General features: G+C 54.0%; 23 protein-coding genes. 2 read left to right on the top strand and 21 right to left on the bottom strand.

Going from position 1 to position 19,362, the window contains the following annotated elements; translation table 11 throughout:
- On the top strand, positions 1-962 hold a 962-nt coding region (locus tag BG55_RS15420), incomplete at its 5' end, for a SulP family inorganic anion transporter (RefSeq protein WP_034939321.1).
- 1 nt (position 963) lies between these two features.
- On the opposite strand, the gene ycfP is transcribed toward BG55_RS15420, so the two are convergent.
- From ycfP to yceD, 20 genes are all read right to left on the bottom strand, one after another.
- On the bottom strand, positions 964-1,503 hold the full coding sequence (gene ycfP, locus BG55_RS15415) for an alpha/beta hydrolase YcfP (RefSeq protein WP_034939320.1): 540 nt from the start codon (positions 1,501-1,503) through the stop codon (positions 964-966).
- A gap of 24 nt (positions 1,504-1,527) precedes the next feature.
- Positions 1,528-2,550, bottom strand: coding sequence for a beta-N-acetylhexosaminidase (gene nagZ / locus BG55_RS15410; protein WP_034939317.1), 1,023 nt, complete (start codon positions 2,548-2,550; stop codon positions 1,528-1,530).
- A gap of 10 nt (positions 2,551-2,560) precedes the next feature.
- Entirely contained in the window at positions 2,561-3,406 is an 846-nt protein-coding gene (thiK, locus tag BG55_RS15405) for a thiamine kinase (RefSeq protein ID WP_034939315.1), read from the bottom strand.
- Positions 3,390-3,956, bottom strand: coding sequence for a penicillin-binding protein activator LpoB (gene lpoB, locus BG55_RS15400; RefSeq protein ID WP_034939312.1), 567 nt, complete (start codon positions 3,954-3,956; stop codon positions 3,390-3,392). Before lpoB ends, thiK begins: the two co-directional genes overlap by 17 nt.
- 41 nt (positions 3,957-3,997) lie before the next feature.
- Positions 3,998-4,366 (bottom strand): YcfL family putative periplasmic lipoprotein, encoded by a 369-nt coding sequence (locus tag BG55_RS15395; RefSeq protein WP_034939335.1) that lies wholly within the window; start codon positions 4,364-4,366, stop codon positions 3,998-4,000.
- A gap of 26 nt (positions 4,367-4,392) precedes the next feature.
- A complete protein-coding gene (hinT, locus tag BG55_RS15390) occupies positions 4,393-4,743 on the bottom strand; it encodes a purine nucleoside phosphoramidase (RefSeq protein ID WP_034939309.1) in 351 nt (116 codons plus the stop codon).
- 243 nt (positions 4,744-4,986) lie between these two features.
- Positions 4,987-6,420, bottom strand: a complete 1,434-nt coding sequence (gene ptsG / locus BG55_RS15385) for a PTS glucose transporter subunit IIBC (RefSeq protein WP_034939305.1) — start codon at positions 6,418-6,420, stop codon at positions 4,987-4,989.
- Positions 6,421-6,711: 291 nt separating this feature from the next.
- Entirely contained in the window at positions 6,712-7,503 is a 792-nt protein-coding gene (locus BG55_RS15380) for a metal-dependent hydrolase (RefSeq protein WP_034939332.1), read from the bottom strand.
- A gap of 9 nt (positions 7,504-7,512) precedes the next feature.
- Positions 7,513-8,508 (bottom strand): DNA polymerase III subunit delta', encoded by a 996-nt coding sequence (gene holB, locus BG55_RS15375; RefSeq protein WP_034939304.1) that lies wholly within the window; start codon positions 8,506-8,508, stop codon positions 7,513-7,515.
- On the bottom strand, positions 8,505-9,137 hold the full coding sequence (tmk, locus tag BG55_RS15370; protein ID WP_034939301.1) for a dTMP kinase: 633 nt from the start codon (positions 9,135-9,137) through the stop codon (positions 8,505-8,507). Before tmk ends, holB begins: the two co-directional genes overlap by 4 nt.
- Positions 9,127-10,146, bottom strand: coding sequence for a cell division protein YceG (yceG, locus tag BG55_RS15365; protein ID WP_034939298.1), 1,020 nt, complete (start codon positions 10,144-10,146; stop codon positions 9,127-9,129). Before yceG ends, tmk begins: the two co-directional genes overlap by 11 nt.
- On the bottom strand, positions 10,143-10,958 hold the full coding sequence (gene pabC, locus BG55_RS15360) for an aminodeoxychorismate lyase (RefSeq protein ID WP_034939296.1): 816 nt from the start codon (positions 10,956-10,958) through the stop codon (positions 10,143-10,145). The genes yceG and pabC overlap by 4 nt, the downstream gene beginning before the upstream one ends.
- A 233-nt stretch (positions 10,959-11,191) precedes the next feature.
- Positions 11,192-12,433, bottom strand: a complete 1,242-nt coding sequence (gene fabF / locus BG55_RS15355) for a beta-ketoacyl-ACP synthase II (protein WP_034939330.1) — start codon at positions 12,431-12,433, stop codon at positions 11,192-11,194.
- A gap of 79 nt (positions 12,434-12,512) precedes the next feature.
- Positions 12,513-12,749 (bottom strand): acyl carrier protein, encoded by a 237-nt coding sequence (gene acpP / locus BG55_RS15350; RefSeq protein ID WP_004157115.1) that lies wholly within the window; start codon positions 12,747-12,749, stop codon positions 12,513-12,515.
- A gap of 154 nt (positions 12,750-12,903) precedes the next feature.
- Positions 12,904-13,638: a 3-oxoacyl-ACP reductase FabG gene (fabG, locus tag BG55_RS15345; protein WP_034939327.1), complete on the bottom strand. Its 735-nt coding sequence runs from the start codon at positions 13,636-13,638 to the stop codon at positions 12,904-12,906.
- A gap of 19 nt (positions 13,639-13,657) precedes the next feature.
- Positions 13,658-14,581, bottom strand: coding sequence for an ACP S-malonyltransferase (gene fabD, locus BG55_RS15340; RefSeq protein ID WP_034939293.1), 924 nt, complete (start codon positions 14,579-14,581; stop codon positions 13,658-13,660).
- A gap of 16 nt (positions 14,582-14,597) precedes the next feature.
- Positions 14,598-15,551: a beta-ketoacyl-ACP synthase III gene (locus BG55_RS15335; RefSeq protein ID WP_034939291.1), complete on the bottom strand. Its 954-nt coding sequence runs from the start codon at positions 15,549-15,551 to the stop codon at positions 14,598-14,600.
- A gap of 6 nt (positions 15,552-15,557) precedes the next feature.
- Positions 15,558-16,592 carry a phosphate acyltransferase PlsX gene (gene plsX / locus BG55_RS15330; protein ID WP_034939288.1) on the bottom strand — a complete coding sequence of 345 codons (1,035 nt, stop codon included), beginning with the start codon at positions 16,590-16,592 and terminating at the stop codon, positions 15,558-15,560.
- Positions 16,593-16,615: 23 nt separating this feature from the next.
- A complete protein-coding gene (gene rpmF, locus BG55_RS15325; RefSeq protein WP_034939285.1) occupies positions 16,616-16,786 on the bottom strand; it encodes a 50S ribosomal protein L32 in 171 nt (56 codons plus the stop codon).
- A 14-nt stretch (positions 16,787-16,800) separates the two neighbouring features.
- Positions 16,801-17,322, bottom strand: a complete 522-nt coding sequence (gene yceD / locus BG55_RS15320) for a 23S rRNA accumulation protein YceD (protein ID WP_034939283.1) — start codon at positions 17,320-17,322, stop codon at positions 16,801-16,803.
- A 143-nt stretch (positions 17,323-17,465) separates the two neighbouring features.
- Here yceD and BG55_RS15315 point away from each other — a divergent pair, with 143 nt between their 5' ends.
- Complete coding sequence (locus BG55_RS15315) at positions 17,466-18,053, top strand: Maf family protein (RefSeq protein ID WP_034939280.1); 588 nt, start codon at positions 17,466-17,468, stop codon at positions 18,051-18,053.
- Between the two features lie 190 nt (positions 18,054-18,243).
- Here BG55_RS15315 and rluC read toward each other — a convergent pair whose 3' ends face one another.
- On the bottom strand, positions 18,244-19,203 hold the full coding sequence (gene rluC / locus BG55_RS15310; RefSeq protein ID WP_034939278.1) for a 23S rRNA pseudouridine(955/2504/2580) synthase RluC: 960 nt from the start codon (positions 19,201-19,203) through the stop codon (positions 18,244-18,246).
- Positions 19,204-19,362 lie beyond the last annotated feature (159 nt).

Below are 19,362 nucleotides of genomic sequence, written 5' to 3'. Positions count from 1 at the left end.
GGCAGCAGCCGCTGATTCGTCGCACGCGGATACTTAGCCTGATCCCCGGCTCTCTGGCGGCGGTGCTCTGGGGAAGCCTGATGATGATAGCGGGCGATCTGTTTTATCCTCATCTGTCTGACACGGTGGAGCGTATCCGACTCCCTGAGCTGGACTCAGCAACGGAGCTGGCAGCGCAATTCGTTCACCCCGATTTTCTGCAAGGCTGGAACAACCCCGCAGTCTATACGATTGCGCTAACGCTGGCGCTGGTCGCCAGCCTGGAGACGTTGCTCAGCCAGCAGGCTTTACAAAAAATCAGGCCGCAGTATCCCCAGCCCTCGCCCGATGCGGAACTTCGTGCGCAGGGGCTGGGCAATACGCTGAGCGGCCTGTTGGGCGGACTGCCGATCACCGCTGTTATTGTGCGCAGCTCGGTTAATGTCAGTGCCGGAGCAACCTCCAGATTGTCTGTAATCTGGCATGGCATCCTGCTGTTGCTGTGTGGTGTTTTTTTCGAAAGCCTGCTGAACACCATCCCGCTTGCCACCCTTGCCGCCGTGCTGATTTTTACCGGCGGGAAACTCGCCTCACCCGCACAATGGCTTGTCCAGTGGCGCAAGGGTTGGTCACAGTTTATTCCGTTTGCGACCACCGTTTGCGTCATTATCAGTGCGGGGATGCTGAGCGGCCTGGCCGCCGGGCTGGTGGCACAGCTGTTGTTAAGTAGCTGGGCCAGCCATCAGAGCGCCATTCAGCTGACGCGCTATCATGACTATTTTGTTGTGCGCTTCAACCAGAACCTGACCTTCCTGCACAATCCCCGGCTACAAAAATTGCTGCAAACCATACCTGATAACAGCGTGGTGATTGCAGAATATGACAATGCAGAATATGTCGATGCGGATATCCGCACCACGCTGGCTGATTTTCAGACGACGGCTGGTCAGCGTGGCATTCGGATTGACAGCTGGCCCCGGTAAGTCACCGGCACCGGAAGGCTTTGATTCGTTGCAGATGAGGGGAGAGATTTTTGAATTTATGGCTTTCAACCTCGTCCCAGATAACGGGATAGTAAGGTTGCAACGCTGCCAGGGTGCGCTGGTTATCCAGCGCCTCATCGTGGCGGGAGAGGATCACCAGGCAGCTGTCACGGTTTTTATCCCGGAAGTTACTGACGCACTTGGTGGTAATGTCAGCATACTCTTCCGGACGATCGATTTTTCCCGGCATGTTCTCTTCAGGCCAGAGATTGGGATTTAAAATGACCTGAGGGATACGGTTGAGAAAACCAATACGTTCAGCCCAGTATCCCCCCAGACCGACGCCACAAATCAGCGGGGTATCACCGTCCGCACTGCGCAGGAGTTTATCCGTCTCTTTTAACAGATGTTGCATATCGTGTTTCGGGTGCAGGGTGCTGTAACTAAGCAGCCGCACATCCGCATCGATAAACTGCAATTGCAGCACCTTTTCATGATTACCCGGACTGGTTGAATCAAAACCATGCAGATAGATGATCATTGCGTCCTCTCTGGCTGTCGCCGGTCAGTTACCCTGATGCTCCTGCCAGCGCGTCTGCAACGTCGTCAGCGCACGGTTAGCCTCCTGCCAGCGTGACGACGCCAGTAGCTGCTGGCGAGTGAATGAGCTGCGATGATACAGGCTGGTCACCCGCTCAGCATTGATCGGTGACAGATTATCCAGCACGCTAACCGCGCCCTGACGGTTATTGCATACCAGGATCATATCGCAACCCGCATCGAGCGAAGCCTGACCACGGTCGGCATAACTCCCCATGATGGCGGCCCCTTCCATTGACAAATCGTCTGAGAAAATCACCCCATCAAAACTCAGCTCGTCTCGCAGCACCTTTTTCAGCCAGTGGGAAGAACCACTGGCAGGTCTGGCATCCACCTGAGTATAGATAACATGCGCAGGCATCACGGCATCCAGCGCTTTTTCCGCGATCAGTTGCCTGAAAATCGCCATATCGTGCCGGCGAATTTCCGCCTCACTGCGATCGTCGCGCGGTGTCTCTTTATGCGAATCAGCGCTGACCGCACCATGTCCCGGAAAATGCTTGCCGGTGCTTTTCATTCCCGCCTGATGCATACCGTCGATAAAGTGGCGGGCAAGCCGTAAGGCCACCTCCGGGTCCTGATGAAAACTGCGCTCTCCAATCGCGGCACTGCCATGACCAATATCCAGCACGGGCGCAAAGCTGATATCGATGTCCATCGCCAGCATTTCTGCCGCCATCAGCCATCCGGCCTGTTGCGCCAGCCTTGCCGCCGTCGTTTCATCGTTCAGCGCAGCAAATGACTGCATCGCAGGCAGGCGGGTAAACCCCTCGCGGAAGCGTTGTACGCGCCCCCCTTCCTGATCCACAGCCACCACCAGCCGGTTGCGAGAAGCGTCGCGGATCTGCCTGACCAGCTCCGCAAGCTGCTGCGGATCATGATAATTGCGGCTGAACAGAATCAGTCCCCCCACCAGCGGGTGCTGTAAAATCTCACGCTCTTCTGCGTCCAGCTCGTAACCGAGCACATCCAACATTACCGGTCCCACAAACTACCTCTTATTGTGATAACACCCGCTGCCAGCTCTCTGCCGCCAGCTGATTAAACATCTCATCGCCGCTTTGCTGCCAGCGAAGTTCATACCAGCTGGCAACCAGTAAATTCAGCCAGGGCTGCCAGCGCCGCATCTGCCGCCGCAGAGCGTCAGGATCAAGGTTCTGCAATGCGGCGTAGTGCGCGATCAGCCGCTGCTGCTGTTCGGCTGATAGCGTATTACTCATCACCACTGACGCCAGCTCCAGCGCCACATCACCGTCGCAGGCATATTCCCAGTCAATCAGTTTAACCTCTGCACCACACTGCACCAGATTACCGGCATGAATATCCATATGCAGCAGCCCGTGGCGCAAAGGCGTTGGCTCCCCCTGCTTTTGCAGACGTCGCAGCGCTTTAAGCCAGCCACAATGTCGTCTCTGTGGCTGAATCATTTGCCAGTACTGCGCCAGCAAAGCGGGCAGATGCAGACGCCAGCCGCTGAGCGGCTGACGGTGCAGAGCGGCCATGCACGTTGCCACCGGTAGCAGCTGTTGCCGGAATCCCTCAGCTGACAGCACGTCGCCCGGCTGCCAGCCCAGCAGCAGCCAGCCTTTTGTCACGCCAAATACCGCAGGGGCAAGCTTACTGCCCGCAAGCTTACGCAAAATCTGATATTCCCGCCGACGATCCACGCCAGGGATCGGCTGCTCAGGGCGGCAACAGCGCGCCAGCAACGTGGTGTCGTCCAGCACAATTTTTATGCTGCGTCCACTCAGACCAGCAAGCGGAAAAAAAGAACCGGCGGTATTTGCCGCCGGGAACTGTTGTGCAATCAGCCGTTTAAGGGAGGGATCAATGCTGTACGACACCGTTACCCGACCAGATGAGCTCGCCGGTTTGTACCAGCATGAGTTGCATTTGTAAGGTCGGCGATTTTACATCTCCCTGTGCATTGCTGTAGAGCACATACTGCGCGCCGACATAACGGGCAAGCCCTATCGCTTTACTGCGCGATCCCAGGCTGTCACCGGCAGAAAGTCCCAGTGTCTGCTTCGCGGTCGCCAGCTGCTCTGGTTTCACGAGGGTGAACTGACTGTTATTTTGCAGGGCATTGTTGAGGGCCGCCGTGGCTTTGGCACTTTGCAGGCTGCCGTTGGTGTTGTTTTTTAATCCGTCAACCAACAGCACACTTCCCGGCGTAACGCCGTCCGCCTTCAGCATCTGAGCCACCAGGGGTGCCACGCTGGCATCCCAGTTAATGGACTGCATTTTCGGTGGCTGCGGCACCGTTTCACCCGGCTGTGGCTGTGCAGGCGGCACTGGCTGCGGCTGGGCTGGCTGGGCCGGTTGAACCGGTGTGGTTGTTGCAGGCTGTTGTTGCTGGCTGATACAGCCACTCAGTACCAGCGCCAGTAACATGACGCCAGAAAGCTTAACCTTCCTTTCCACGCAATAATCTCCTAAAGATACAGATGCAAGCGGACTTTACTGGCCGTCAGGTTACCCGTTTGCGATGATATTTCAACTTTACCCTGTGATGGAACGCTGACCGTGCGTGGCTGCTCGAACGGCAGGATCTCCAGCCCCTTGTCATCGTACCAGTAGAAGCGGTAGTGCACGGTAGCCGCATGATCCTGCTGATTTACCAGCAAAGCTGACGCCCGCTGCTGACCATCACGCTCTGAAAGCGTCGGCCCATCGGTGGTAATCCCGGCTGACAGTACCGGCGATTCCATCACCAATGACTGGGAGGTATTAATGGTTGTGCGATCGCTACTGCATCCAGCCAGCAGGGCCAACAGGGCAAGACCGGTTACTCTTCGCATCATCATCGTTGTCCGCATTTACCTTGCCTTCAGCGAGCCAGCATCGGCCCCAGAGGACGTCCACCCACCAGATGGAGGTGGATATGATAAACCTCCTGCCCGCCATGCTGGTTGCAGTTCATAATCAGGCGATAGCCGTCCTGCGCGATCCCTTCTTCTTTGGCAATTTTTGCCGCAACCACCATCATTCGACCCAGCGCCGCTTCATGACCGGGCACCGCATCGTTGATGGTAGGGATAAGAATGTTTGGCACGACCAGAATATGGGTAGGTGCCTGCGGAGAGATGTCCCGAAAAGCCGTCACCAGTTCATCCTGATAGACAATATCTGCGGGAATTTCACGACGGATAATCTTACTGAAAATCGTTTCCTCAGCCATGCAGCACACTCCTTGAGAGGCAAATTAAGTTATCGCAGTATGAGCGAGATATTTGTTTTCTTTCAACCTTCCGGTGATTTTTCTTTTTGCCGGCACGCTGTGGTGGATGTCAGATCGGACGTTTAATCATAAAACCTGTCACCGTCTTACTGCACCGCATGACGATAAAAAAATCCCGCCCCTGCAACCGGGACGGGATTAGCTACTGAAAAAGTGACTGCATTACGCCGTAACCGCGAACATTTACATCTTGCGGATGTAATCGTCCATATCGGTTTTCAGGTTGTCTGATTTGGTGCCAAAGATAGCCTGAACGCCAGACCCGGCTACTACCACGCCTGCCGCGCCAAGTTTCTTCAGCCCGGCCTGATCCACTTTAGATACATCCGCCACGCTGACACGCAGACGGGTGATACAGGCATCGAGGTTAGTGATGTTTTCTTTACCGCCAAAAGCGGCGACCAGGCTGGCTGCCATTTCGTTTGACGCCCCGGCTGAATGCTCCGCCGTGGCATCTTCACGGCCCGGGGTTTTCAGATTCAGTTTGGCAATCAACAAACGGAACAGGCTGTAGTAGATGAGGCCGTAAATAATTCCCACAATCGGGAACAGCCAGATTTTGCTGCTGTTACCGCTCAGCACCACAAAGTCGATCAGACCGTGGGAGAAGCTGGTGCCATCGCGCATACCCAGCAGGATACAGATGGGGAAAGCCAGACCGGCCAGCAGAATGTGAATGCCGTACAGAACGGGAGCCACAAACATAAAGGAGAATTCAATTGGCTCGGTGATGCCGGTAAGGAATGAAGTCAGCGCGGCTGAAATCATGATACCGCCCACTTTCGCCCGGTTTTCTGGTTTCGCAGAGTGCCAGATAGCAATGGCCGCCGCTGGCAATCCGTACATTTTAAACAGGAAGCCGCCGGAAAGTTTGCCTGCGGTAGGATCGCCCGCCATGTAACGTGGGATGTCACCGTGGAACACCTGACCGGCGGCATTGGTAAACTCGCCAATCTGCATCTGGAAAGGCACATTCCAGATATGATGCAGACCAAAAGGCACCAGCGAGCGTTCAACAATGCCGTACAGGCCGAAGGCGACCACAGGGTTCTGATAGGCAGCCCACTGTGAAAAGTCCTGAATAGCCGTGCCGATCGGAGGCCAGATGAAAGAGAGAACCACGCCAACAAAAATGGCGGTAAAACCAGAAATGATCGGCACGAAGCGTTTTCCGGCAAAGAAACCCAGATACTCCGGCAGTTTGATGCGATAGAAACGGTTGAACATCCAGGCCGCGATCGAACCCGCTATAATGCCGCCCAGAACCCCGGTATCAGCAAGGTGTTTCGTCTCAATTTCTCCGGCAGGCAGATGTAAAACCAGCGGGGCCACCACCGCCATGGTTTTCACCATAATGCCGTAAGCCACCACGGCGGCCAGCGCCGAAACGCCGTCATTGTTGGTAAAGCCCAGCGCCACGCCAATGGCGAAAATCAGCGGCATATTGGCAAAAACGGAACCCCCCGCTTCAGCCATAACGTGGGAAACCACGGCAGGCAGCCAGCTAAAATTTGCCGACCCCACGCCCAGTAAAATACCGGCAATCGGCAGGACCGAAACCGGTAGCATTAACGATTTGCCAACCTTTTGCAGGTTTGCAAAAGCATTTTTGAACATAATATGAAACTCCTGAGTAAAGGTGCTTTATTACGCGCTGTGCGCAGCATAATGGGGGGAGGTCCCATTATGGTGGAGCAGTTTTGTGCTCTCGGTATTTATTACGAACTGTAAAATAAATCACTCAACATTTGTTTGATGGCTATCACGTTTCATCCAATATTGCACCGGGCTGCTTTTTATTTAGTCTGAAAGCGCCAGATATCACGCAATAATAAGCGCATCCGCCCGCAATAAGGGCGATGCACTTTACGAAGAAAAGCGATTAATTACGAGCTAAGAAATAAACTTTTAATCACTCAGTCGTGCCATGGGCACATGAAACAGGCGGGAAAAATTTTCCGTTGTGGCGGTTGCCAGAGTTTCGGTACTTACCCCCTTCAGCCCGGCCACAAAATCGGCCACGTCGCGGGTAAAAGCAGGCTGATTTTCTTTACCACGGTGCGGGACCGGAGCCAGGTAAGGAGAATCGGTTTCCAGCAGGATGCGATCCAGAGGGACATATCGCGCGGCTTCCCGAATGGTTTCAGCATTACGGAAGGTCACGATACCGGAGAAGGAGATATAAAACCCCATATCCAGCAGTTTTTCGGCGGTTGCACGATCTTCGGTAAAACAGTGCAACACGCCGCCACACTCCTCCACCTGCTCTTCCCTGAGGATGGCCAGCGTATCTTCACGCGCATCACGCGTGTGAACAATCACCGGCTTGTTCAGCTTACGCCCGGTACGAATATGTTCACGAAAAGAAGCCTGCTGCTGCGCTTTAGTTTCCTGCTGATAGTAATAATCCAGCCCCGTTTCGCCCAGCGCCACCACGCGAGGGTGGTCAGCAAGTCGGCGCAATTCAGCAAAGTCCCAGGGTTGTTCCTGATTAAGTGGATGAACACCGCAGGAAAAAACCACTTCAGACCGCTCCCCAATCAGCTCGGTCATCGCCTGATAGCCCGGCAGCGTGGTGGCCACCGCCAGTAAAAATTTGACGTCACGCGCCGCCGCTTTTGCCAGCACGTCACTCACATCCTGATGCAGGCTGTCATAATTCAGACCATCAAGATGACAATGGGAATCTACTAAAAACATAATCATTCTCTAATCAGGTGAACCATCCCGCCGGGAAAGCAGCATCGCCTCCCAACTTAACAACTGGTCAGTCAGTATCAGTTCCCGGTTAATGGCCGGCACGCCGAGCCGTTCACGGCAGGCCATCCATAACCGGACGCTTTCATCCAGCACACTGGCGGGCAGTCGCACCGCCATCTCAGCAATCAGCGATTGCTGGTCCACACTGGTAATAAACCTGCCGCCCCCTTGCTGCCATTTCAGGGCATCGACCAGTATGGCGCAAAGCCAGCCGGTGCGTTGCAGCACATCGTCGTGGTTAAGTACGCTCAGTAATGTCAGCATATCGCCACGGAGTGCCACCGGCAGTGCATCGCACAGCGTCTGGCGGGCTGACCAGGTTTTCTCTTCCAGCAGTTGTTGCGCCGCTGCGGGCGCACCGCCACTCAGGCGCAGTGCACTGACCAGGTTCTGCTCAGTTTCCGCCGTCTGTTTTTGCAACCAGCCGAGACTCTGTTTCTCGTCAGGGACCGCCAGGTGAAAGCTGAAACAGCGGCTGCGAAGGGTCGCCGGAAGCTTTGCAGGACGCTGGCAACACAGTATAAACCAGCAGTTCTTTGGCGGTTCTTCCAGCGTTTTAAGCAGGGCATTGGCCGCCGCTTCTGTCAACTGTGAGGCATCGGTCAGCCAGACGATTTTAGCCCCACCCTGCTGCGCATGATGGTAGAGTTTTTCTGTCACGCTGCGAACAGCATCAATTCCCAGCGCGCTTTTCCCTTTTTCCGCACTGAGTTGATACCAGTCAGGATGGGTATGGGCCTGCATCAGCTGACAGGCATGGCACTGACCGCAGCTTTTCAGCCCGTCGCGCTGTTGGCACATCAGCCAGCGGCTGATCCCCCATACCAGCGAGGCATCTCCCATGCCGGGCAAACCATGAAGTAGCAAAGCATGATGAGCCCGCCCCTGCTGGTGCCAGGCGATAATCTGCCGATAGGGTTGATTCAGCCACGGATACCAGTTCACTGCTGTTCCCGGAGCCACTGCTGTACGGTCCGGATGACAGCCGCAGAAACCTGGTCGACGGGCCGGGTAGCGTCAATGGTCTTAATACGGGCATCGCTGGCCGCCAGTGCCAGATAGCGTTCACGGGTGCGGCTGAAGAAATTAAGCGATTCACGCTCAATACGATCCAGCTCACCGCGCGCTCTGGCGCGCTGCAATCCGATTTCCGGCGTCACATCCAGATAAAGCGTCATGTCAGGCGCAAAGTCCCCCAGCACGCTCTGTTTAAGTTGCTGCATCAGGCCGGTGTCCATGCCACGACCGCCGCCCTGATAAGCCTGAGAAGAGAGATCGTGCCGGTCACCGACTACCCAGCTTCCTCTTGCCAGAGCAGGTTTGATAACGTTCTCTACCAGTTGCACCCGCGCCGCATAGAGCATCAGCAGCTCCGCTTTGTCGGTGACCGGCTCATCCGCCATGCCCTGCTTGATCAGCTCACGCAGTTTTTCTGCCAGCGGCGTGCCGCCAGGCTCGCGGGTAAAGACGATATCGCTGATACCCTGCTGCTGAAGTGTGGTGACGACCACATCTCGCGCCGTGGTTTTACCTGCCCCTTCAAGGCCTTCAATAACAATAAATTTACCGTGCATTTTTTTCCTTCAGACCCCGACGCCAGGCCTGCACGGCCTGATTATGACTGGCAAGATTAGTGGTAAAGGTATGTCCGCCTTTGCCATCCGCCACAAAATAGAGAAAGTCAGTTTTTAGCGGATGCGCTGCTGCTTCCAGCGAGGCTTTACCGGGCATGGCAATCGGACCCGGTGGCATACCGGCAATCATATAGGTGTTGTATGCGCCGGGTGTTTCAAGATCTTTGCGGGTCAGCGTACCGGTGTAGCTGTCGCCCAGCCCGTAAATGACGGTGGGATCGGTTTGCAGGCGCATCCCCAGCCGCAGACGATTAATAAATACCGATGCAACTTTACTGCGTTCATCACTGAGCGCGGTTTCTTTTTCAACGATAGATGCCATCGTCACCAAATCGTTCTGATCTTTATAGGGTAAACCTTCCGCCCTTTCGGCCCACAGTTTCTCCACCAGTTTGATCATCCGCTGGTGCGCACGGTTGAGGATCACCACATCCGTGGTATTGGCGGTATAAGAATAGGTATCAGGCCAGAACCAGCCTTCAACGTCCTGTTCCTGTAAATCCAGCGCCTTTGCCACTGTCGTCAGTTTGTCATCGGCCAGCGTGTGTTTTATATAGGGTGCCGCACGCAGTTCCGCCAGCCATTCTTTCATCTTTGTGCCTTCCACAAAACGTAGCGGAAACTGCGCCTCTTTACCGCTGGCCAGCAGCTCCAGCATCTGGCGGACATTCATGCCGGGTGCAAAGCGATAGGTTCCCGCTTTGAATTTCGCCAGCGCTGGCTCCAGCTTCAGCAGCCAGCCAAACCAGAGCGACTGAGGCACGATTTTTTGCCGGTTAAGTTCTGCTTCCAGCACCACCCGTCCCGATCCGGCTGGCAGGGTAAAAATGGTTTCCTGATTAATCGACAAAGGTGACTGAGCAAACTTTTTAATCTGCCAGTAGCTGTAAGCGACTGCCAGCACCACGACAACGATTATCCCGGCGAAAATCTTTTTTTTGGCGATCATAAAAATCCTTGTGAGCTCCGGGCCTGGATCAGGTTGAAAAGTTGCCTGGCACAATACGTTTTCTGGTCAATCTGTGCGACCGGTAAAACCGGCATCAACGCATTGGTAATGAAAAGTTCATCAGCCTCTGCCAGCACCTCCGGCGGCCGTCTGACTTCATGCACGCTGATGCCCTGTTCGGACAGTAAGGAGATGACCTGCTGTCGCTGGATGCCCTTGACACCCGAATCAGTCAGGACAGGCGTGAAAACCTGCTCTCCCGTGCGCCAGAATAAATTCGCCGCACAGCATTCCACCAGCATACCGTCAGTGTCAAGCACCAGCGCCTCGTCAGCATCAGTCTGGTCAAGCTCTGCGCGGATCAATACCTGTTCCAGCCGGTTGAGATGCTTAATGCCCGCCAGCAACGGATTACGTCCGAGTCGGATGCTACTGAGCGTCAGCTTTACACCCGTTTGCCTCAGCCGATGATAATGAGCAGGATAATCAGAGAGCATCAGAATGCGGCCTGGGTGACCACATCCCAGCGCGCTGTAACCGCGACCTCCCTGTCCACGCGAAATAATCACTTTCAATACTGCGTCGCTGCGGGTGCTGGCGGCGACAAGCATTTCATGACGCAGCGCTACCCAGTCTGGTGAGCGGATTTGCAATCGTTCACAGCCCAGCGCCAGCCGCTGGAGATGTGCCTCCAACGCCATGATCTTCCCGCTGATAACCCGTGCCGTGGTAAAGCATCCGTCGCCAAACTGCACCGCACGATCGCCTGCCGCCACATACTCCTGTGGTTGACCATTTATCCACACCGCCATCTCTCCCAGATAAACTTTTTCTCACGCCTGAGATTACCTGCAATAGCGCCATGATTCATCCCGTTGGCCGTTGAGAAGTGTATGGAGATGAAACGGCAGCAGCGGAGGTTGTCTCACTCTCGCGCGGTGGCAGGGAAAGTGTGCCATCGCCTGACTGCGCAGCAGCATACCCGCGCTAAAAAAATGCCCGTCAGAGAGATGACGGGCATAGCAGACGAGGTGAACAGCAGTTGTCAGATTTTACGGAAAATCAATGAACCGTTAGTTCCACCGAAACCGAAGGAGTTACACAGCGTGTACTCCAGACCTGTAACCTGTCGCGCTGTGTGCGGTACAAAATCCAGATCACAACCTTCATCCGGGTTGTCCAGATTAATGGTTGGTGGAATAACCTGATCACGCAGGGAAAGAATCGAAAAAATTGATTCAACGGCACCAGCCGCCCCTAAAAGGTGACCGATCATCGATTTGGTCGAACTGACCATAATTCTGTCAGCACTGGCTCCAAAAACAGATTTTACCGCCTGAGCTTCTGCTTTATCTCCGGCAGGAGTCGAAGTACCGTGTGCGTTGACATAACCAATCTGCTCTGGCGACAGTTGCGCATCTTTCAGTGCGTTTTCCATTGCCAGCGCGGCACCCGCGCCGTTTTCCGGCGGTGATGTCATATGCCATGCATCGCTGCTCATGCCAAAACCCACCAGCTCAGCGTAGATTTTCGCACCGCGTTTTTTGGCGTGTTCATACTCTTCAAGAACGACAATCCCGGCACCGTCACCCAGCACAAAACCATCACGATCTTTGTCCCACGGACGGCTGGCCGCCTGCGGATCGTCATTGCGGGTTGACAGGGCACGCGCAGCACCGAAGCCACCTATGCCCAGCGGTGTACTGCCTTTCTCGGCCCCACCCGCCAGCATCACGTCGGCATCGTTGTAGGCAATCATGCGGGCCGCCTGGCCAATGTTATGCACACCTGTTGTACAGGCCGTTGATATCGCAATGCTTGGACCGCGCATACCGAACATGATGGTCAGATGGCCTGCAATCATATTCACAATGGTAGAGGGCACAAAGAACGGGCTCATCTTCCGTGGGCCGCCATTGAGTAATGCAGAGTGATTGTCTTCGATCAGACCAAGGCCACCGATACCCGATCCGATAGCGGCACCAATACGGGAAGCGTTCTCTTCAGTAACAACCAGACCGGAATCCTGCATGGCCTGAATGCCAGCCACAATTCCATATTGAATGAAGGCATCCATTTTGCGTTGATCTTTACGCGAAATGAACTCTTCACAATTAAAATCCTTCACTAAGCCAGCAAATCGCGTTGCGTAGGCACTAGTATCAAAATGGTCGATCAGGCTGATGCCACTCTGTCCGGCAACAAGAGCATTCCAGGTAGACTCTACGGTATTGCCGACAGGAGACAACATGCCAAGACCAGTCACAACTACACGACGCTTAGACACGTTCATCCTCCAGGGAGGGTAAAAGAGATTTAGTGCAGATAAAACTCAGGCGGTCAGAAGACCGCCTGGAGATGCTCACTTAAGCCTGGTGACCATTGATGTAATCAATAGCAGCCTGCACGGTAGTGATCTTCTCAGCTTCTTCATCCGGAATCTCGGTGTCAAACTCTTCTTCCAGAGCCATGACCAGCTCAACGGTATCAAGAGAATCAGCGCCCAGATCTTCAACAAAAGAGGCAGTGTTAACAACTTCTTCCTGCTTAACGCCAAGCTGCTCGCCAATGATTTTCTTAACGCGTTCTTCGATAGTGCTCATACTATTAAATTTCCTATCAAAACTCGCTTTCGCGATGGTTTTCGTAGTGTATAAAATGTTGAAAAAGATGCAACTAAATCCCGGCTGGTCCAACCACGATTTAACGCTATTTTGCGGGAATAACCGCAAATAACGCAAATAATTTTCGTGATTATCAGACCATATACATTCCGCCGTTGACGTGCAGCGTCTCACCAGTGATGTACGCCGCTTCGTCAGAGGCTAAAAATGCAACTGCACTGGCGATTTCCTGCGCGCCGCCAAGACGGCCTGCGGGTACTTCCGCCAGAATGCCCGCACGTTGATCTTCAGTTAACGCACGAGTCATATCTGTCTCAATGAAACCTGGTGCAACAACATTAACGGTGATACCGCGTGAGGCAATTTCACGCGCCAGCGATTTGCTGAAACCAATCAAACCCGCTTTTGCTGCCGCGTAATTCGCCTGCCCCGCATTACCCATCGTGCCTACAACAGAGCCGATAGTAATAATCCGACCGGCACGCTTTTTCATCATAGCGCGTAATACTGCCTTTGACAGACGAAATACAGAAGTAAGATTAGTGTCCAGAATATCCTGCCACTCATCGTCCTTCATACGCATCAGGAGATTATCACGCGTAATGCCCGCATTATTAACCAAAATGTCCACTTCACCAAACTCAGCGCGAATATTTTCCAACACGCTGTCGATGGATGCGCTGTCATTCACGTTCAGCAGCAGACCTTTGCCGTGCCCACCAAGATAATCACTTATCGCATCGGCACCGCTCTGGCTGGTGGCCGTTCCCACCACTTTCGCACCACGCGCCACCAGGGTCTCAGCAATAGCGCGGCCAATGCCACGGCTGGCGCCGGTTACCAGCGCAATTTTTCCTTCAAAACTCATCATTATCCTCGTCTGTCTGTCATAGCGCAGCATTCAGGCTGGCGGGATCGTTAATCGCAGCGGCAGTAAGAGTGTCAACAATGCGTTTAGTCAGGCCGGTCAGTACTTTACCAGGACCGACTTCTAACAGAGAAGTAACACCCTGATCTGCCATAAATTGCACACACTCCGTCCAGCGTACCGGGCTGTAAAGCTGGCGCACCAGCGCACTACGAATGGCGTCCGGAGACGTTTCACATTTTACATCAACGTTGTTGACCACCGGTATTGTCGGCGTGTTAAACGTCAACTGTTCCAGCGCGGCGGCCAGCTGGTCAGCGGCGGGCTTCATTAATGCACAGTGTGAAGGCACGCTGACCGGTAATGGCAAAGCACGTTTTGCTCCGGCTGCTTTACAGGCCGCCCCGGCCCGCTCAACCGCCTCTTTATTCCCGGCTATGACCACCTGACCTGGCGAATTGAAATTAACCGGAGACACCACCTGGCCCTGTGCAGACTCTGCACAGGCTTTAGCAATCGCCGCATCGTCAAGGCCAATAATAGCCTGCATCGCACCAGTACCTGCGGGAACGGCTTCCTGCATCAGCCTGCCGCGCAACTCAACCAGCCTGATAGCGTCACTGAAATTGATCACCCCGGCACAAACCAGCGCACTATACTCGCCGAGGCTGTGACCTGCCAGTATCGCCGGAGCTTTTCCGCCCTTTTGCTGCCAGACGCGGAAAATAGCAACAGATGCAGCCAGCAGCGCGGGCTGGGTTTGCCAGGTTTTGTTCAGTTCTTCTGCGGGCCCCTTTTGCACCAGTGCCCACAGGTCGTAACCCAGCGCCTGCGACGCTTCACTAAATGCCTGCTCAATCAGCGGATTATCTGCTGCAAGCTCAGCCAGCATACCGGTGGCCTGTGAGCCCTGCCCCGGAAAAACCATTGCAAATTGCGTCATTTTTCTATCCTGATAATCAAAAGCGAACCAGCGCAGAACCCCAGGTGAAACCGCCACCAAATGCTTCCAGCAGAATTAACTGCCCGGGTTGAATACGCCCGTCACGCACAGCTTCATCCAGCGCAGCGGGGACGGAAGCGGCAGACGTATTGCCATGCCTGTCCAGCGTCACCACCACTTTTTCCATACCCATACCCAGTTTACGAGCGGTGGCACTGATAATTCTCAGGTTTGCCTGATGAGGAACCAGCCAGTCAATTGCCTCTTTATCAAGCTGGTTTGCCTGCAAAGTTTCATCAACAATGTGTGCCAGTTCGGTAACCGCAACCTTAAAGACTTCGTTACCCGCCATGGTTAACCAGGCAGACTGTTCAGGATGCTGACGATCCTGATTTGGCAGCGTCAGTAACTGCCCGTAGCGACCATCGGCATGCAGATGTGTCGAAATGATGCCCGGCTCTTCACTGGCTCCAAGCACCACTGCACCTGCACCGTCGCCAAACAGAATCAGGGTGCCCCGATCCTCAGGATCAAGGGTGCGGGCCAGCACATCAGCACCAATCACCAGTGCGTGTTTAACCGCGCCATTTTTAATGTATTGATCGGCAACGCTCAGCGCATAGGTGAACCCGGCACAGGCTGCCGCCAGGTCGAAAGCTGCGGCATCATTAATGCCCAGCTGTTGCTGAATCATACAGGCTGAGCTGGGGAAGGCATGGCTGGACGACGTGGTTGCAACCACGATTAATCCAATATCATTGGGATCAATGCCTGCCATTTCCAGGGCGCGTTGCGCAGCATGAAAGCCCATTGACGCAACGGTTTCATCCGCACCAGCGATACGACGTTCACGGATCCCCGTGCGGGTGACAATCCACTCGTCCGACGTATCCACCATTTTTTCCAGATCGGCGTTAGTCCGCACCTGTTCAGGCAGATAGCTGCCCGTACCGATAATCTTCGTATACATGTCCGCTCAGTCACTCTTAGGTAATACAGCTTGAAGACGCGCAGCAATTCGCTCAGGAACCTGCCGCCGCACCGCCTGCTCTGCCTGTTCAATCGCCGCCAGAAACGCACGCTGGTGCGCACCACCGTGACTCTTAATCACTGTCCCGCGCAAGCCTAACAGACAGGCACCATTGTACTGGTCCGGGTTAAGATGACCAAAACGTCTGGCGAGACGTTTTTTTAACAAACGTCCAGCCAGCGTCAGCCACCAGGCTCTTTTTTTACCTTCTCCCTGTGATTTCAGCAGAGAAAGAAACATCCGGACCACGCCTTCCATAGTTTTCAGCGTAACGTTACCAACAAAACCATCGCAGACCAGCACATCCGTTTTTCCGGTCAGGAGATCGTTGCCTTCAAGGTAGCCAATGTAGTTGATTGCTGGTAAGTCACGAAGGACGGCGGCCGCCTCGCGGATACTTTCCAGCCCTTTGCTCTCTTCCTCACCGATGTTAAGCAGCGCCACTCGGGGGCAAGGGATGGCAAGGACCTCTTCTGCAACCACTGCGCCCATCACCGCGAACTGCACCAGCATGGCACTGTCTGACGATACATTCGCACCCAAATCCAGCACCAGGGTTTTCCCCTGTTGCTGGTTTGGCAACACCGTCATCAGTGCCGGCCGCCCGATACCCTCAAGCGGCCTGAGTAATAATTTCGCCAGCCCCATCAGCGCCCCGGTATTACCTGCGCTGATACAGGCTTCTGCTCGTCCCTCTTTAACCAGTTCAAGCGCTATGCGCATTGAAGAGCCTTTGCTATGGCGAATGGCCTGAGAGGCTCTGGCATCACTGGCAATAACCGATCCGGCAGGAATAATCTGCAACCGCGCCCTTAAGGCTGGATCCGCTGTGGCAAGTGATGTCGAGATGGCGTCGGGATCACCGACCAGAAGAAGATACAGTTGCGAATAAGAAGCCAGTGCCTGCATTGCCGCAGGCACTGTTACGCAGGGACCGAAGTCCCCGCCCATGGCATCTATCGCCAGGGTCAGTCGTGTCAAAGTATCGCCGGCTAAGCCAGAAATTATTTAACGATGACCTTGCGACCGCGGTAATAACCATCCGCAGTGATGTGGTGACGCAGATGGGTTTCGCCAGAAACTTTATCTACGGAAAGAGTGGTGGTAGTTAATGCATCATGAGAACGACGCATACCACGTTTGGAACGAGTTGGTTTATTCTGTTGTACGGCCATGGACCTTACTCCTGTTACTTACGCTTTAAACTGGCTAATACGGCAAATGGATTTGGTTTTTCTGCCTCTTCAGGCAATTTTCCAAAAACCATGTCCGCCTCGGACACTTCACAGTGTTCAGAATCATGAACCGGAACGACAGGCAGAGCGAGGATGAGTTCATCTTCAACAACTGCCAGCAGGTCGATTTCGCCAAATTCATTGACCTCGACCGGCTCGTACGCCTCCGGTAGTGCCTCGGCCTGCTCGTCAGTGACGACCGGGCTGAAACAATAGGTTACGTGAACATGATGTGGAAATGGCTGGCCGCAACGTTGACATGAGAGCGTTACAGAAACCTCAGCAGTACCTTTCAGCACGGCTAAACGCTGGCTATCAATCGCAAACGACATGGAGCAATCCACATCAGTGTCCACAATGACCACCGATTCAGCAAGACGCTCCACTTGGTCAGGTGTATAAACGCCTTGATAATCAAGGCGCTTCTGCGCGGTGCGGACTGGATCGAGTGTCAGAGGTAATTTTACTTTTTGCATAGGGCGCGAATATTAACTTTGTCACGAGGCAGAGTCAAAGAAAAAGGCTGTTTTACAGCATCTTTCACCGAATAATTCGCATCCGCTGCGGCGCACAGTTTAAAATGTCCGGCACATAATCGCTATCTGTTCCGGAAAAAAAGATGACACAACTGGTTCTGGCCTCCACGTCTCCCTACAGAAAATTGCTACTGGCAAAACTGGGCATTCCCTTTATTACCGCAGCGCCTGAGGTAGATGAAACTGCGCAACCGGATGAATCAGCCACGGATCTGGTCATGCGCCTGGCAGAAAAAAAAGCCAGAGCGCTGGCAGATGCTTATCCGCAACACTGCATTATCGGTTCGGACCAGGTTTGCGTCATCGACGGTAAAATAACCGGCAAACCCTGTACCGAAGAGCGAGCCTGCCAACAGTTACGCCTTGCCAGCGGTCGCAGCGTGACTTTTTATACCGGCCTTGCTCTGCTCGACAGCCGTCATAACCGTCTGAACATCGTTTGCGAACCTTTCAGCGTGAACTTTCGTCAATTGACTGATGCGGAAATTATTCATTATGTCCGCAAAGAACAGCCGTTGAATTGTGCCGGTAGCTTCAAAAGTGAAGGTCTGGGGATCACCCTGTTTGATCGACTGACCGGGCGCGATCCCAATACGCTGGTAGGCCTGCCATTAATTGCGCTGTGTGAAATGTTACGGGCAGCAGGAATTGATCCCCTGTCCGCAAAATAAAGGAAAGTGAAGCGTTATTTTCTTGTGCCGTTGTTGCTAATTATCTGTGCGTCGGCTCGTCTGGACAACGTTAGCGACTGAGCCGTAGTGCAATGCCTGAGTGGCAGGATGCTACCCTGGCAAACCCTCACGACAGTACCAGGATGACTATCACAGTGAAAACTGGCGCATCAGGTGAGGTTAAAACGGCTCAGCCATCCCTGTCTTTGCGCAACACGGTCAGACAGTGCTGCAACTCGTCATCAAGGGGCGCTTCCACCCGCATGACTTCACCGGTATTGGGATGAGTAAAACGCAGAGCCCGGGCATGCAGGAAAAGACGTTTCAGCCCGGTATTCGCCAGCTGGGCATCAAAACTTTTCTCACCGTAGCGATCGTCGAAGGCAATAGGATGTCCGGCATGAAGAGTATGCACACGGATTTGATGAGTCCGACCGGTCACCGGGCTGGCCTTCACCAGGGTGGCCTGGGCATAGCGTTCTTCAACACTGAAACGGGTTTCGGAAGGTTTACCCTCCTGACTGACCCTGACTACCCGCTCACCGCTTTGCAGGATATTTTTCAGTAACGGTGCCTGAACGGCTTTGATGTGAGAAGGCCACCGACCGCGCACCAGCGCCAGATAATCCTTCTGCATCCCTTTATCACGTAACTGCTCATGCAGTGAACGCAGGGCAGAACGTTTTTTAGCGACCAGGAGTATCCCTGATGTGTCACGGTCCAGACGATGTACCAGTTCAAGGAAGCGGGCATCCGGACGCAGCGCGCGCAATCCTTCAATAACGCCAAAACTCAACCCACTGCCCCCATGCACCGCGGTGCCCGAAGGTTTGTTCATTACCAGAATATGGTCATCTTCAAAGATGATGGCTTGTGCCAGCGCCGCCACTTTCGCAAGCTTCGGAGAAACCGACTCATCTTCGCGTTCGGCCACTCTCACCGGCGGGATACGCACCTCATCCCCCGCTTCCAGCTTATATTCTGGTTTAATTCGGCCTTTATTAACCCGCACTTCGCCCTTACGCAAAATGCGATAAATCATGCTTTTTGGCACACCTTTCAGATGCGTACGCAGAAAATTATCGATACGCTGCCCTGCCTCATCGGCAGAAATTGTCACCAGTTGTACTGCCGGAGTATTCGTTTTCATGGTCCGCGATTCTAAATAGAGCGCCTGAATAGCGCCACCTCTTTTTCTGTGCTTAACTGAAGCGTGGCACTTCTCTGCTGAAGTCTGATGCCCATTTTTCAGCCAATTCAGGTAATCAACTGACTGAATTGCGCCAAAAGCTGGAATAAACTTCGCGGA

Source organism: Erwinia mallotivora, from assembly GCF_000590885.1.
In the GTDB taxonomy this organism is placed as follows: Bacteria; Pseudomonadota; Gammaproteobacteria; order Enterobacterales; family Enterobacteriaceae; genus Erwinia; species Erwinia mallotivora.
Note: the sequence above shows the minus strand (reverse complement) of the source record. Positions and strands in the feature narration are given on the sequence as shown.